14 protein-coding genes and 1 pseudogene are annotated in these 15434 nt (G+C 28.4%); 5 read left to right on the top strand and 10 right to left on the bottom strand.

Annotated features, from left to right (window positions below; translation table 11 throughout):
- The first annotated feature begins 108 nt into the window (after positions 1–108).
- Both LQE93_RS05495 and LQE93_RS05490 read left to right on the top strand, forming a co-directional pair.
- Positions 109–429 carry a PadR family transcriptional regulator gene (locus LQE93_RS05495; protein ID WP_231072522.1) on the top strand — a complete coding sequence of 107 codons (321 nt, stop codon included), beginning with the start codon at positions 109–111 and terminating at the stop codon, positions 427–429.
- 383 nt (positions 430–812) lie between these two features.
- Positions 813–2381, top strand: coding sequence for a MutS-related protein (locus LQE93_RS05490; RefSeq protein ID WP_231072577.1), 1569 nt, complete (start codon positions 813–815; stop codon positions 2379–2381).
- A 247-nt stretch (positions 2382–2628) separates the two neighbouring features.
- Here the strand turns inward: LQE93_RS05490 and LQE93_RS05485 are convergent, their stop codons facing one another.
- The 10 genes and pseudogenes from LQE93_RS05485 to LQE93_RS05440 all read right to left on the bottom strand — a co-directional run bounded on the left by LQE93_RS05485 (position 2629) and on the right by LQE93_RS05440 (position 12605).
- Positions 2629–4044, bottom strand: a complete 1416-nt coding sequence (locus LQE93_RS05485; protein WP_231072520.1) for an aminotransferase class I/II-fold pyridoxal phosphate-dependent enzyme — start codon at positions 4042–4044, stop codon at positions 2629–2631.
- Between the two features lie 139 nt (positions 4045–4183).
- Positions 4184–5398 (bottom strand): M16 family metallopeptidase, encoded by a 1215-nt coding sequence (locus LQE93_RS05480; protein WP_231072518.1) that lies wholly within the window; start codon positions 5396–5398, stop codon positions 4184–4186.
- Between the two features lie 226 nt (positions 5399–5624).
- Complete coding sequence (scfB, locus tag LQE93_RS05475) at positions 5625–6977, bottom strand: thioether cross-link-forming SCIFF peptide maturase (protein WP_055263669.1); 1353 nt, start codon at positions 6975–6977, stop codon at positions 5625–5627.
- A gap of 218 nt (positions 6978–7195) precedes the next feature.
- Complete coding sequence (gene scfA, locus LQE93_RS05470; RefSeq protein ID WP_003371542.1) at positions 7196–7333, bottom strand: six-cysteine ranthipeptide SCIFF; 138 nt, start codon at positions 7331–7333, stop codon at positions 7196–7198.
- A 188-nt stretch (positions 7334–7521) separates the two neighbouring features.
- Positions 7522–8100, bottom strand: coding sequence for a CDP-alcohol phosphatidyltransferase family protein (locus LQE93_RS05465; RefSeq protein ID WP_231072516.1), 579 nt, complete (start codon positions 8098–8100; stop codon positions 7522–7524).
- 148 nt (positions 8101–8248) lie between these two features.
- Positions 8249–8914 carry an HAD family hydrolase gene (locus tag LQE93_RS05460; RefSeq protein WP_231072514.1) on the bottom strand — a complete coding sequence of 222 codons (666 nt, stop codon included), beginning with the start codon at positions 8912–8914 and terminating at the stop codon, positions 8249–8251.
- 126 nt (positions 8915–9040) lie between these two features.
- Positions 9041–9838 carry a MerR family transcriptional regulator gene (locus LQE93_RS05455; protein ID WP_231072512.1) on the bottom strand — a complete coding sequence of 266 codons (798 nt, stop codon included), beginning with the start codon at positions 9836–9838 and terminating at the stop codon, positions 9041–9043.
- Between the two features lie 182 nt (positions 9839–10020).
- A pseudogene (locus LQE93_RS16940) lies at positions 10021–10113 on the bottom strand (NUDIX hydrolase); the annotation flags it as partial.
- A 97-nt stretch (positions 10114–10210) separates the two neighbouring features.
- Entirely contained in the window at positions 10211–11563 is a 1353-nt protein-coding gene (locus tag LQE93_RS05445; RefSeq protein ID WP_231072510.1) for an MATE family efflux transporter, read from the bottom strand.
- A 91-nt stretch (positions 11564–11654) separates the two neighbouring features.
- Positions 11655–12605 carry a substrate-binding domain-containing protein gene (locus LQE93_RS05440; RefSeq protein WP_231072509.1) on the bottom strand — a complete coding sequence of 317 codons (951 nt, stop codon included), beginning with the start codon at positions 12603–12605 and terminating at the stop codon, positions 11655–11657.
- Between the two features lie 277 nt (positions 12606–12882).
- Here LQE93_RS05440 and modA point away from each other — a divergent pair, with 277 nt between their 5' ends.
- From modA to LQE93_RS05425, 3 genes are read left to right on the top strand one after another with little or no spacing between them, the layout of a single operon-like run.
- The gene (gene modA, locus LQE93_RS05435) at positions 12883–13668 is read left to right on the top strand and encodes a molybdate ABC transporter substrate-binding protein (protein ID WP_231072507.1); all 786 of its coding nucleotides are present in this window, start codon (positions 12883–12885) and stop codon (positions 13666–13668) included.
- 32 nt (positions 13669–13700) lie between these two features.
- Positions 13701–14384, top strand: a complete 684-nt coding sequence (modB, locus tag LQE93_RS05430; protein WP_186838515.1) for a molybdate ABC transporter permease subunit — start codon at positions 13701–13703, stop codon at positions 14382–14384.
- A gap of 1 nt (position 14385) precedes the next feature.
- Positions 14386–15432, top strand: coding sequence for a sulfate/molybdate ABC transporter ATP-binding protein (locus tag LQE93_RS05425; protein WP_231072505.1), 1047 nt, complete (start codon positions 14386–14388; stop codon positions 15430–15432).
- The last annotated feature ends 2 nt before the right edge of the window (positions 15433–15434 follow it).

The raw sequence follows: 15434 nt of genomic DNA, 5'->3' as shown, positions 1-15434 counted from the left end.
TTCAAACTTTCTATATGCTTATTTTTTAATTATTCCACTACTTGACAATACATAGTAGTATGGTATTATTTTCATATAGCTATTACGTATTACAAAGTAGGTGAATAAATGGCAAATTCAACACAAATGTTAAAAGGTTTATTAGAAGGATGTATCTTAAAAATAGTTTCTACTGATGAAACCTATGGATATGCAGTTTGCGAAAAATTAATACAATACGGCTTTGAAGATATATCTGAAAGTAGCGTCTATCCTATTCTTATTAGGTTAGAAAAGAAAAAATTATTATATTCTAAAATGAAAAAGTCACCGCTTGGACCTATGAGAAAATATTATTACTTAACTGATGCTGGTATAAAAGAGTTAGATGAATTTATTGATACATGGAATTTTGTAAAAAGAAATGTTGAGAATGTATTGGATGGGTAATTAGTTAGAAGTCTTAAAACTTAGAAATCTAAGATTAAAAGAACAAAAGAATTTTAACGAAAATAATCTTTGTTTATATGAGCATATAACAAGCTATATAAAAGCAACTAATCTAACTTCATATGAAAAAGAAGAAATACTACATAAGATTATGGATATGCTACTACAAGCTCAATATGAAAATAGAGATGTAACACTTATATTTCAACTTATATTAGATAAAATGTTTTATATTGATCCTTATAAGTATTTTATTAATCTAAATGATGTTATACTTATAATTATTCCAATCATAATATTAGTTTTATTAGGAATAGCAGTTTATAAAAAGAATTATAATCTAAAATATTAATAGTTTTGCGGAGGAAAAAAGTATGAGGCTAATGGACAAATTAATGGGGCTTTATGATTGCATGAAAGCCGACTTTGGTGAAGAAAGAAAAAAGAAAAGATATATTAATAAAATAAGAACTCTATTTGATATATATGAAGAAGATGAGTATACAATAGATGATCAAACTTGGGATGATTTCAACATGGATGAGATTTTCACAAAGCTAGATAGAACTTATAGTAGTGTTGGAGAGGCTGCATTATATAAAATGCTTAGAAATCCACTTCATGACAAAAGTGAACTTAATAAAAGATATGAATTTACTGAAACTTTAAGAACTAACACTGATTTAAGAACTAAATTACAAATGGTTTATTACAATCTTGGATATGACAAAAAAAATGCTTTATTAGAAATGTTAACTGAAGAATTAGTAGAAAATAAAAGTAAGTATTATATCTATACATTCTTAGGTAAATTTCTAACTATATCTAGTGCATTATTAGCTATAATATTTCAAAATCCATATATGCTTTTAGTTACAGCATTCACAATATTTATCAATATGTTTATAAATGATAAAGAAAGAAAAAATGTAAAATCTCAAGGATTACTTTATTTAAGAAGTATAATAATTGCAGCCAAAGAAATAAAAAAAATAGATTATCCTGAAATAAAGGAATATACTGATAAAATAAATGAACTTCTTAAAGATATAAAATCTATAGATAATGCAACTAAATCTATTCAATTTGCAAATGCTGGTGGTGGTGCTTTTGAAGTTTTATCTATGCCATTTTTATTAGAAGAAAGTGCATACTATAAAATTGCATCTTTATTAAAAGATAAAGAGGATTATATTCTAGACTTATATGAATTATTAGGTGAGCTTGAAAGCTATATTGCAATAGCATCATATAAAGAAGAAATGAAAGGTAAATATACAAAACCTAAATTTACTGATGAAATCAACATAAACATAGTAGATGGTGTTCATCCACTTATTAAAGATGCAGTCCCTAACTCTATTACTTTTACTAAAAAAGGTATAGTTCTTACTGGTACTAATATGTCTGGTAAATCTACATTTTTAAGAATGATTGGCCTAAATATGATTTTAGCTCAAACATTCAATATTACACTAACTAAAAAATACGAAGCTTGCTTCTTTAACATAGTTTCTTCTATAAGTCCAAGTGATGACGTTACTTTAGGTAAAAGTTATTATATGGCTGAAGCAGAAGCTCTTCTTAGAATAATAAAAGCATTAGATAAAGAGTTGCCTGTATTCTGTCCTATAGATGAAATATTTAGAGGTACTAACCCTATTGAAAGAATATCCTCTTCTGCTGAAATATTAACTTATATTAATAAAAAGAAGAGTATATCAATAGTAGCTACTCACGATAGAGAATTAACAGATATACTTAAAGATAACTATGAATTCTTCTACTTTAGTGAGCGAGTTAACAAAGAAGGATTAAGCTTTGATTACAAGCTTAAGAAAGGTGTTTCTAAGACACGTAATGCTATTAAATTATTAGATCACATAGGCTATCCTAAGGAAATAATTAAGAAATCTTATGAAAGAGCTGAAACTCTAGATAAATATATGTAATATAATTAATACTCACTAATAGAGATAACTCATTGGATGGAGAAGAAAAAAAATTATATAAGCTAGATAATACTTTCTTATCTCCTGAAAAAGTAGCAAAAATTATAACTTATAAAATGAAAAAAGCCAGTATAGGTTTCTAATACAAATCTATGCTGGCTTCTATACATGTCTTATTAATTAAAGTAAATTAATTAAAATCATTTAATTTCTATCTTATTATATTTTTGATATGGTTCCATAATTATTAGTCTAAAACAACCTTAATTCTATTATAGTACACCCCTAAAACTGAAATACATTTTCCTTGATACCATCTTATAGCTTTTACTACATCTTCTGTTATTTCTTCCCCTGGTAAAACTAATGGAATTCCTGGTGGATATGGAACTATAAAATCTTTTGACACCATTCCAACAGCATGATTTATTTCTACTTCTTCAAATTTCGCATTATGTACTTCAAAAGGTTCTAACCTTTTAATCTTCTCTAAATTAACATAGCCTATATTTTTTTCTTCGTCTTTAAGTGTTTCTATATCTAAAAACATTATAGCATGATATATCTTTTCAAAATCATCTCTTGTATTAAATGGAGATAATATTAGTACTACACCTCTTGAGAAACTCATTTCACTTTGGATATTATTTTCTAATAAATAGTCTAAAAGCTTATTACCACTATATCCTATTGGAAGTGTCAAGATATATCTACTTTTATCTAATTTATAATCACCTTCAATATCTTCTTCGCTTAATATTTTAACTTTATCTAAAGAATTTATCTGATTTTTATAAACTTCTGCTAAATCTATTAATGAATCATAGTCTGAATCACCGTAATTCTCCAAATAATATCTTGCATAATCTAAAGATGACATAATTAAATATGATGGTGATGTCGTATTAAATGCACTTATAAAAAATTCTACATTGCTATTAATATCATTTACAAGTAAATATGCCCCTTGCGTTAAAGCTGGCAAAGTTTTATGAGCACTTAAAACAACGTAATGAGCTAATCTAGCCATACTTTCTGGAAGCCTTTGATTTACTCCATAATGAGCTCCATGAGCTGAATCTATTATTATCTTTAATCCATTTCCTCTTAACTTTCTTAATATTTTTTCTAAATTATAGGATATTCCGTAATAGTTAGGAGATGTTAATATTACACCTCTCGGATCTTTAGCTTTAATTAGAGCATCTTTTATATTTTTTTCATTACAAGGTAAAAGGATACCGTTATCTAAATCAATATTAGCTTCTATGTACACTGGTTTTAATTTTCTTAAAATAAGAGCATTATAAATAGATTTATGGCAATTTCTTTCTACAAGAACTTCATCACCTTCATTAAAAGCTGCAAATACGCTTGCTAAATTTCCAGAACTACTTCCATTAACTAAAAAATAAGCTCTATCAACTTTATACAAATTAGCTAAAAGCTCTTGTGCTTCTTTAATAACACCTTCTGGATGATGAAAATTATCTAGATTTCCGACCTCTGTTATATCTAAAAAACCCATACTATTTACAAACTCTTTCCCTATATCATCTCTTAAGAACCCTATACCACTTTTATTTCCTGGCATTGATAAAATTAAATTTTTTTCTTTATGGTATTTTAATACCTCTTCTAATAATGGTAGTCTATTCTTCATATCAACCTCGTAAATCTTCCTTTTTTATAATTTATATTTAAACATAAAAATTATAGCCATAGGACAAAGTTCCCATGACTATCTTATTATATTACATATCTTTATACTATTTAACATAATTAGTATAATTTTTAATATATTAATTTCTAATAACTTGTATACTCATATTTCTTAATACCTTAATAGCTGTATTTATTATATATTCTGGTGTAAGCTTTTCTAAATCTCTGCTTTCATCTAGATATATATTGTAATCTCCAAACATAGTATCATAAGTAGCTAATTCTTTTGCAAGCCTTACTGTCTGCTCTTCTCCAAATAACCTCTTAAGCTTGAAGCTTTTTATCATCTTAGCTATATTTTCAGTATTTAACTCTTTTTTCAAGTTATCCACATTTGAAATTAAATTTTCAACAATTTTAATAGACTTTTCAACATTCTCCACTGCTGTACCATATGTAATTTTATAAACCTTTATATATTCTTCATTCGCAACTCTTGTTAACACATCGTATACTAATCCATTAGTTGTTCTTAAGCTATCAAAAAGTACAGAGTTTACTCCTTCACCAAAATATTGATTAAATACTTTTAATGCTTTTATTTCCCATTGATTCAATTCATTAATAGGGAATATAATTTGAACCTTAGCACTATTTATATCATCTTTTTTATCTATAAATACCCCTGTATTTGGTGTGCTATATATTATCTCATCTTCTGGTAGACTTTCGCTTCTCCAATCTATAAAATATTCCTCAACCTTATCTACTACTTCATCAAATTCCAGACTTGATATCACTGTAATAGTTGCATTATTAGCACAATAATAGTCATTAAAGAAATCTATTGCATCATCAATAGTTAATCTTTCTAAAGATTCTTCCGTTCCTATGATTGGATACTGAAGCCTTCTGCCATCCATACAATTTAAATAAAGCTTATCCTCAGTATACTGTTCTAATTCTTCATCCCATTCTTTAAGTTCCTGCTTTATTACTTCCATTTCTTCCTTAAATCCCTCTTCAGTGAATACAGGGTTTAGAAGAATATCAGAAAGAATCTCCAATCCCTTACTTAAATCTTCATTTAATAAAGTTCCATAAAAAACTACATATGGATAATTTGTCATTGCATTTTGAAATCCAAAAGTATCGCTTAGCACTTTATTTATTTCTTTTTCACTTCTTGTTTCAGTCTGCTTATATACCATATGCTCAGTCACATGCGCAACACCTAAATTTTCTCCATCACGGGCTGCCCCTGCATCTAATGAAATAGCAATAGAGCTTAATTCACTATTACCCTTTTTATATACTAACTTCAAGCCATTATCTAAAATATAATCTTTCATTTATTACACCTCATTTAAATTTCATCTATTTTGTATATTTCAACTTCTGATTATTTCATCGATAATCTATATTTTTTAATTTAAGTATAATTATATACTATATAAATCAATTTAACTTAAAAAGATATAAAATATGAATAAAGTAAGCAGCTAACGTATTCTTCTAACATTAACTGCTTACTAGTTTTAATTATAACCAAAATCTTAACATTTTAGTTCTTAATTATTATTCTGCTTTTAGAGCGATTGCACATTCAATTCTCTTCTTTTGCATCTTACATCCGATTTCGTAAGGAATGTTCATATCTCCATTAAATGCAAAGTTATTTGATTGACATCCACCAGAGCAGTAGAATCTCGCCCAACAGTTTCTACATTTTGGCTTATTGTAGATATGTGCTTTCTTAAATGTCTTACCTAATTCAGTATCATATGTATCATCATATATAGAACCAAGTTTAAATTCTTCCTTACCAACAAATTGGTGACACGGATAAACTTCACCTTGTGGAGTTATTGCAACATATTCAAATCCTGCACCACAACCTGAAATTCTTTTATAAACACATGGTCCACCATTTAAATCTATATTGAAGTGATAGAAGTTGAATTCATCTCCTTCTTTCTTTCTTCTTACCATTTCTTCATATAACTTATCGTAGTTTTCAAATATTTCTGGCAAGTGTTCTTCTTTAAGTTCTAACATATGACCTGATTCTAAAACTACTGGCTCTATTGATATTTCTCTAAATCCTTCATTTACCATAGCCTTAACATCTTCAAAGAAATCTGTATTAGCTCCTGTAAATGTTCCTCTTACATAGTAGTGCTTAGATTTATCTCTCTTTTCAATCATCTTCTTTATGTTAGGAAGTATATCATCATAAGAACCTGAACCATCAACTTTTATTCTTACATTATCATTTACTTCTTTTCTACCATCTAATGATAAAATTATGTTACCCATTTCTTTATCCATGAAGTCCATCATTTCATCAGTTAAAAGAGTAGCATTAGTAGTCATAGTAAATCTAATATTCTTATTCCAAGCCTTTTCATTTTCTCTAGCATAAGCTATTATTTCTTTAACCTTGTCCATGATCATTGTTGGTTCTCCACCAAATAAATCAATTTCAATGTTTCTTCTTGGGCCACTTCTCTTAACTACATAATCTATAGCTTTCTTTGCTGTTTCCACAGACATTACACCTTTATGTCCATTGTATTCACCTTCATCAGCGAAACAGTATTTACATCTTAAATTACATCCATGTATTATATTTAAACATACAGCTTTTATGTAATCTCTATCATCCATTGAAGAATGAGCTATCTCTTCATATTGATCTTTTGAGTATAATATTTCTTCATCTACTAACTCTTTTATCTCGTCATAAGCTTCTGATACAACATCAGCACCGTATTTTTCTCCAAATTCAGCTATAAGCTCTTCCTTTGACCTTAATATATTATCATCTACTAAGTCATATACTAGCTCGTCTACTATATGAACTGCTCCTGTATTTACATCTAACACAAAGTAGTTTTCACCTTGTTTAAACTTGTGAATTAAACTCACGTTAATCTCCTCCTAAGCATTTATATTGGTATCTATATTAAAAGCCTTCATCGGTTAAAAGTTAATAGTTAATAACTAAGAGTTACTATTGAAACTTCTCCGACCTTCTCTTCAAGAAACTCTTACCTCTACACTCTCAACTTTTAATTTTAAAAAAGCTAGAACTTTCACTAATGATATAGTAAGAGCTGTTGAGAGATTTCAACAGCTCTTATTGACTAGTTTTCACATTCTAAGTTAGCTACTGTACAAGATGTTTTACAAGCAGATTGGCAAGAGTTTGCACATTCTTTACATCCTGGTTTGCATAAGCTGTTCTTAATGTTTGTTTTATTGATTGTCTTAATATGTTTCATACTAAATCCCCTCCGGTATATTAATACTTTGACATTTTATCATATATAATACTCCAAATAAAGAATTATTTTCGTCAAATGTTACTTATTTGGATAAATTAGCTTTTATATCCACTTAATATTTCACATATTAAATAAAAATAGCATCTTCTTATTTCAAAGAAAATGCTATTTTAAGCCGATAAATTTTATAAATCTTTATACATTTTTACATATTCTATCATATACATTATAAATGATAATGCCATAAAGAATGCCGATATTACCATTAAAATATTAACTACCATAGAATTCAACATTGGAAATGAAATTATTATAAATGTTGAAAAATAAAATACCGCTGTGGATACCTTACCAAACCACATTGCACCATCTAATTTTTTACCTTTTCTTAATAAGATAATCCCATTAATAAGCATTGATAGTTCTTTTATTACAAATAAAACTACTAAAAACAACATCCACTTAAACTTAAACATCAATGCAATTATAATCGCTGCTTGTGTTAACTTATCTGCAACAGGGTCTATCAATTTCCCAAGTTCAGTTACTTGATTAAACTTTCTAGCTATAAAGCCATCACAGAAATCAGTAAGTCCTGATAAAAGTATAATAATAGCTGCTAAATAATAATCTACAGTATCCTTTGCATTCACATAAATATAAATAAAAGCAGGTATTAATAGAATCCTTATATAACATAATATATTAGGTATCGAGTATGCTTCTTTAAAAGTAATTTTTTTGTATTCAGTATTTTTATTCATTTATTTGTCTCCCCATAATTCCTTCTCATCTTAATTCTTACTTTTTTTCGATATAAATCTCTTATATTTAGATTCCTATTTATTTTTAAATTGTATTATAGCATAAATCTATATTTCTTTTTCTTTTATTAATATAATTCATAGATAATTAATAGTTTATTTGAAAATTCAAGTATTCTTTAAAGTCTATTAAATTTTTGAAAACTTTATGCGAAAATTTCTTCATTTCATCATCATAATCTCTTAAATCAGGAATATTTACTACTAACATTCCTGCATTATAAGCAGCCTTAACCCCCGCTAAAGAATCTTCAACTACTATGCAGTTTTCACTATCAACCTCTAACTTATTTGCTGCTTTTAGAAATATATCCGGATTTGGCTTAGCTTTCTCTACCTCATCACCACAAACTGAAATATTAAAAACACCTTCAAGATTAGACTCTTTTAAATGCTTGTCCACTCGTTCCCTCTTAGCAGATGTGGCTAAAGCTATATTATAATTATTTTCTCTTAAAAACTTTAAAAGCTCATATACCCCTTCTTTGGTAGGTACTGTTCCATTCTCTATTCTATTAAAGAGAATATCATCCTTCTCCTTATACATCTTATCTATAGGTAAATCTTCACCATAAATACGCTTAAATGTATTTATTACATTCTTCCGCCCTACTCCCATAACTGAAGTATAGACTTCTTTTGTCATTTTATATCCATACTTATCAAAAACCTCTGTCCAAGCTTCTAAATAAATTCTTTCAGTATCAAAAATCACTCCATCCATATCAAATATTACTGTATTTATTTTATCCATAGCTTGCCTCCAAACTCTTATCTTTCGTAAATCTTAATTCTAGCATATTATAAAATAATTTTTAGATTATGGCTAACTACATTTTATTCCACATAAAAAAGGTAGCACATTGTGCTACCTAAAGTATTAACTATTTATAATCCATTGCCATGTTTCTTCATTAAATTTTGCATTATAATAAGCTGCTATAGAATCTCTTAAGAATATTGCTGCACCTTCTCCAGCTGCATTATCATAGTAATCAGAAAATCTTTCATCATCTACATACATTTGCCCTAGCGATAAATGTGCTTGAACTGGATAGTTTCCAAAGAATGATAGCCATTTCTTATGAAGCTCTACTACTTCTCTGGATTTTTCTCCCTTAGGATTTCCTTCACTCATAGCTTCTTTTAAAGTTTCATTTATAAGAGCACCTATCTTTTCTGCTTCACTCCATTGCTCCTTAGATAACTTACCAAACATAGCATAGCTTTCTTTTACTTTTTCTTCACCATACTTTTCTCTTATTTCTTTACCGTACTTTTCTTCATTTTCTTTTATTTTCTTCTTTTTAAAACCTTCAAACTTTTCTTCTGCTGACATTTCATTTCCTCCTTCTAAAGAACAAATAGTCTTTTCTACATTGATTAATAATCTTCTTAATTCTTCCTGTTTCCTTAAGATATTTTCCTTATGATCATATAGAGCTGTCTTAGGATCAAAATCCTTGCTAGTTATTATTTCTTTTATTTTTTCAAGAGGTAATTCTAATGCTTTATAAAATAATATCTGCTGAAGAATATCTACTTCTTTGTCTCCATATATCCTATAACCTGATGAGTTTATTCTAAGAGGTTTTAATAATCCAATTTCATCATAATATCTTAATGTTCTAGTGCTGATACCTGCAAGTTTAGCTAAACTTTTAATGGAATATTCCAAGAAAATCACCTCCTAATATCAATATAGACTTTTACGTAACGTCAATGTCAACATTATTTATAAATATTTTTTATATTATCTAATATTCGTAAGTAACAATATGCTCTATTCCATCTTTTATACTTTTTAATCTATCTTTAAAAAATGTAGGATATGCTCTATACTCACTTAATTTATCAATAGGCAAAAAGTACATGTCCATTTTCAATAATAATTGCTGCTGCTCTATAACGAAACCATTTATTCTCTCTTTCAAATCCACAATCGTGATCCAATTACCATACCTCCATAAATCTCAAAACTTTTTACCATTATTTATTTTATATATTATTTACTATAAATATAATTTACTTTAACGTAATTATTTTGACCTTACACCGTTGTGTAGTGAATCCATTTCCCTTTCCATACACGAGGTATAGTTATCAGTGCTTTAACACATTCATCACTTGATAAAATTAGGTAAACTAAAACTGGATGTAGTTTTAAAACAAAAGCGCATAGTAATCCTAAACCTATCTTGCATATCCATAACGTTGCTATATCTATCGCAGCACAGAATGCTGTATCTCCTCCAGCTCTTAATATTCCCACAAATATAGTTATAGTTATAGCTTGGAAGAATAATAAAAACGCTGATACGTATAACATACTCTTAATTAATTCAGCTGTCTGTTCAGATGCATTTATAAATGATGGTGCTATCGGTCTAATAATTAATACCATTGTTACTACTATTATTCCTAAAATAACACTTATTTTTACTAAAAATTTAGAAAAGCTTATTACTTCCTCTTCATGCTTTTTACCTTTACCTATAAGATTTCCTAATACTACTCCAGCTGCTCCACCAAGTCCCATCATTGCAACACCTGAAAGTTGTTGAAATACATTTATAAAACTATTCGCTGCAATTACATTTGAACCTAATCTTCCAATAATAGCTGCCTGCATAGAGATACCTAATCCCCAATTTATTTCACTTAATAATACTGGCAAGCTATAAGTTGCAATACTCTTCCAATACTTAGATGTTTTGCAAAAAACATCTCTAACTCTGTATCTAACTTTATCTTCAATCTTATACATATAAATTAAAACTAATATACTTTCAAAAATTCTACTTATTAAGGTTGCTATTGCCGCACCTCTACATTCTAATCTTGGCATACCAAACTTACCAAATATAAAAGTATAATTTAAAAATACATTTAGTATAAATGATAATCCATATATGTACATAGATATTTTTACATTCTGTATACTTCTAAGACCCATTAAATAAATTCCAGTAAAAGCTGAAAATACATATGAAAGTCCTACTATTCTTAAATATTGAGCTCCATAATTAATTACTTCAGCTTCATTAGTAAATATAGAAACAGCTTGTTCTGGAAATATGAGAACAACTGCTGAGGCTAGTAGTCCCCCTATAATTCCTATTCTCATCATCAATCCCATAATAGCCTTTATAGCTCCTGTATCTCTTTGACCCCAATACTGAGCATTTAAAACCATTGAACCAGATGCTAGTCCAAATATTAAAGTTGTAAATATAAAATATGGTTGATTTGCTTGTGAAATACCTGCTAATTGTATTTCACTTATATTTCCTATCATAAGTGTGTCTGTGACACTTACCCCTACATTTATTAAGTTTTGTATAGCTATTGGAATAGCAATAATAATTATTTTCTTCAGTAATTCTCTATGTCTTTCTGTCATCCTCTTTCCTCCCATAATACCCTTTATTGTGTTAATTATTTTAATAAAATATAAGGAGGTTCTTTAACCATCTTTCACCTCCTTAATCCTTTTATGTCTGAGCAATAATTTTCCCTATATCTCTTAAATCATATCCACTTAATCCATCAATTTCATCTCTAAAATCTTTTGATTGAATTATGTCAATAATAGCTTTATATATTGGTGATGATAAATCAGACTTTTTAATAACTAAATCATATCTCTCTTCTTGCATAGGAATAAAATCTATTCCTTTAACCTGAAGTGCTACTTTTTCTATTCCCATACCAACATCACCTTCTCCTCTTGCTATACTACTAGCTACTGAAAGATGTGAATTTCTTACTATGTCATATCCTCTAATACTATTTGAATCTATATTATTAGCCCTTAATTTTTCATCAAGTAATACTCTTGTTCCTGAACCTTTTTCTCTATTTACAATAGATATATTTTTATTAGCTAAATCATTCCATGTTTTAATATTATGAGGATTCCCTTTTGCTACATAAAAGCCCTGCATTCTATAAGCTAAATTTATAAGTATACAAGGTATCCCCGGCAGTAATCTTCTAACATACTCATAATTATAACCATTACTATCTCCATCCCATAAATGTGACGAGCATACTGATATCTTATCATTATATAAATCGTAAAGGTTAGTATAGCTTCCTACATTATTTCTTAGAACTCTTACATCTTTAATATTAGCCTTTATATACTCACTTAAAATATCTAAAATTTGATCCTGACCTGCAATTATTATATCGTTACTACTTATAGTATTCTTATCAATTTTCGGTACAACAACTTCTTTAGTTTTAGTTAAACTTTTCTTGTTATTACCTGACTTTTGATTCTCTATATATTCATTAACATCACATTTATCTATTCTTAACTTCTTACCTACTTTATAGCCTGGTAGCTCTCCCCTTTTTACCAATTCATATACTGTGTTTTTAGTAATATTCAGAAGTTCAGCAACTTCTATGGCATTTAGAGATTCATTCGAATTCATTTAAATCACTCCTTACTTCTATAATATTTTACCATTAAATCCTTAATAGATACAATTATGAAGATTTGGTTCTAATATACACCTTCTTTAAACAAAACATGACGAAACATAACAAAACGTATTAAAACTTATCATTTTAGTATTGTATTTATAAATTTTCAATGATAAAATACTACTTGTACACATTTACTGAAAATTACATTTTTCTAATTATTTTATAATAACCGTAAATTAATAAAATACTATAAAAAAATACAAATATAAAGGGGAGTTTATCATGAAAAAGTTTAGTAAAATTTTATCTCTATTACTAACATCATCTTTAATATTATCTTCAGTTGGATGTGGATCAACTAAAAAAGATGATACTACTTCAGTGGAACTTACAGTGTCAGCAGCTGCAAGCTTAAAAGAAGCAATGGCTGAACTTGAACCAATCTTTACTGAAAAGAACCCTAATATTTCTTTAACTTTTAACTTTGGAGCATCAGGTTCACTTCAACAACAAATTGAACAAGGAGCACCTTGTGATGTATTTATATCTGCTGGTAAAAAGCAAATGACAGCTCTAGCTGATGAAGATTTATTAGAAACTGATACAAATAAAGATTTAGTAAAAAATAGATTAGTATTAGTAAGTACAGACAATACAACTGTTACTAGCTTAGATGACTTAACTACTGATAAAGTTAAGCAAATTGCCGTTGGTGAGCCAAGTTCTGTTCCTGCAGGAAAATATGCTGATGAAGTTTTAGAAAACTTAGGAATTAAATCTGAAGTAGAATCAAAACTTGTTTTTGCAAAAGATGTTAAAGAAGTTCTTGCTTGGTCAACTTCTGAAAATGCAGATGTTGGATTTGTATATTTAAGTGATGCTTTAAGCAACAATTCTGCTAAAATAATAGAAACAATTTCTGAAGATTTACATTCACCAATTACTTATCCTGTTGCTGTAATAAAAGATAGTAAAAATGTTGATGCTGCAAAAACTTTTGAAGATTTCTTATTTACAGACGAAGCTCAACAAGTATTCGAGAAATACGGATATAATAAAGTTCAATAAGTTCATTAATAAATAACCTTGGAGGAATTAACATGAGTATGAATCTGTCACCTTTATGGATATCCCTTAAGACAGCCTTTTTAGCAACAATAATAACATTTATACTTGGTGTAGCTGCCGCTTACTGGATAGCTAATTCTAAAAATAAACTTAAAGGACTAATTGATGGTTTATTTACTCTTCCATTAATTCTTCCACCAACTGTTATAGGATTCTTTTTATTACTTATATGTGGTAAAAATGGTCCCGTAGGTAAGTTTTTATTAAACTTTGATATTACTTTAATATTTTCATGGACTGCTACTGTAATTGCAGCTACTGTAGTTTCTTTCCCTATGATGTATAGAACAAGCAGAGCTGCTTTTGAGCAAATTGATATTAACGTAATATCTGCTGCTAGAACTTTAGGCTTAAGTGAAATGAAGATATTCTTTAGAATTGCCCTTCCACTAGCTTGGCCTGGAATTATTGGTGGATTAGTTCTTTCTTTTGCAAGAGCTATGGGTGAATTCGGAGCTACCTTAATGCTTGCTGGAAATATTCCTGGAAGAACGCAAACTATGCCTCTTGCAATCTTCTTTGCAGTTGAAGGTGGAGATATGAAAACTGCAATGCTTTGGGTATTAATAATAGTAGCAATATCATTATTTATGATAGTAATTTTAAATTATTGGTCTGATATTCAATTAAAACTTATGGGAAGGAGAAAGAGATAGTATGTCATTATTAATAGATATTGAAAAGCACCTTCCTACATTTGATTTAAAAGTTAAGGTAAATCAAGATAAAGGGGTCCTTGGATTTCTAGGAGCATCTGGTTCCGGTAAAAGCCTTACCTTAAAAACTATAGCTGGTTTAGATAAGCCTACTAAAGGTAAAATTATCGTTGATGGAACTGAGTTTTATAATTCAGATAAGAAAATAAACTTATCACCACAAAAAAGACAAGTAGGATTTCTATTTCAGAACTATGCGCTCTTTCCTAATATGACTGTATCTGAAAATATTCAAATTGGTTTAGGAAATCTAAAAGGCAACGAAAAATCTAAATTGTGTAAAGAATATATAGAACGTCTTGACCTTGGAGGATTAGAAAAACATTATCCTTGGCAATTATCAGGTGGACAACAACAAAGAGTTGCTTTAGCTAGAGCCTTAGTAATCTCACCTAAAATCTTACTTTTAGATGAACCCTTTTCAGCTTTAGACCATCACTTAAGACACTCTATGGAAAAGGAACTTATGTCTATATTAAAGGATTATAACGGAAATGTTATATTTGTTACCCATGATATAGAGGAAGCCTTCAGAGTATGTGATAATATAATAGTTTTTGATAAAGGAACTGCTTTAAACAATAGAAATAAGCTAGAGTTATTTAACTCACCTAAATCATATGCTGAAGCTAAACTAACAGGCTGTAAAAATATATCACCTGCAAAAGCTACTTCACCTAATAAAGTTTATGCTGAAAGCTGGGGGTATGAGTATACTGTTGATTCTTCTTTAGATGCTGATATTAGCTATGTAGGAATAAGAGCTCATCATATAGAGTTATCAACTTCTGATTACGAAGTAAACTCTTATCCATTTATTGTAGAAAATATAATTGAAAATCCTTTTGATTATACTATTTACATAAAGAATCCTAATCTGAAGACTGGAGATTTAATAAGATTTTCTTTAGATAAAAAGAAACTTAACTTTAAAATATCAGATATAATAAATGTAAAGTTTCCAAAAGAAAGTTTATTTTATTTTTAATA

The organism is Clostridium sp. NSJ-145, from assembly GCF_021044725.1.
Taxonomy (GTDB): Bacteria; Bacillota; Clostridia; order Clostridiales; family Clostridiaceae; genus Clostridium; species Clostridium disporicum_B.
Note: the sequence above shows the minus strand (reverse complement) of the source record. Positions and strands in the feature narration are given on the sequence as shown.

Coding starts and splice junctions, on each gene's coding strand:
- LQE93_RS05495 (WP_231072522.1), top strand. CDS start 109: ATGGCAAATTCAACACAAATGTTAAAAGGTTTATTAGAAGGATGTATC.
- LQE93_RS05490 (WP_231072577.1), top strand. CDS start 813: ATGGACAAATTAATGGGGCTTTATGATTGCATGAAAGCCGACTTTGGT.
- LQE93_RS05485 (WP_231072520.1), bottom strand. CDS start 4,044: ATGAAGAATAGACTACCATTATTAGAAGAGGTATTAAAATACCATAAA.
- LQE93_RS05480 (WP_231072518.1), bottom strand. CDS start 5,398: ATGAAAGATTATATTTTAGATAATGGCTTGAAGTTAGTATATAAAAAG.
- scfA (WP_003371542.1), bottom strand. CDS start 7,333: ATGAAACATATTAAGACAATCAATAAAACAAACATTAAGAACAGCTTA.
- LQE93_RS05465 (WP_231072516.1), bottom strand. CDS start 8,100: ATGAATAAAAATACTGAATACAAAAAAATTACTTTTAAAGAAGCATAC.
- LQE93_RS05460 (WP_231072514.1), bottom strand. CDS start 8,914: ATGGATAAAATAAATACAGTAATATTTGATATGGATGGAGTGATTTTT.
- LQE93_RS05445 (WP_231072510.1), bottom strand. CDS start 11,563: ATGACAGAAAGACATAGAGAATTACTGAAGAAAATAATTATTATTGCT.
- LQE93_RS05440 (WP_231072509.1), bottom strand. CDS start 12,605: ATGAATTCGAATGAATCTCTAAATGCCATAGAAGTTGCTGAACTTCTG.
- modA (WP_231072507.1), top strand. CDS start 12,883: ATGAAAAAGTTTAGTAAAATTTTATCTCTATTACTAACATCATCTTTA.
- modB (WP_186838515.1), top strand. CDS start 13,701: ATGAGTATGAATCTGTCACCTTTATGGATATCCCTTAAGACAGCCTTT.
- LQE93_RS05425 (WP_231072505.1), top strand. CDS start 14,386: ATGTCATTATTAATAGATATTGAAAAGCACCTTCCTACATTTGATTTA.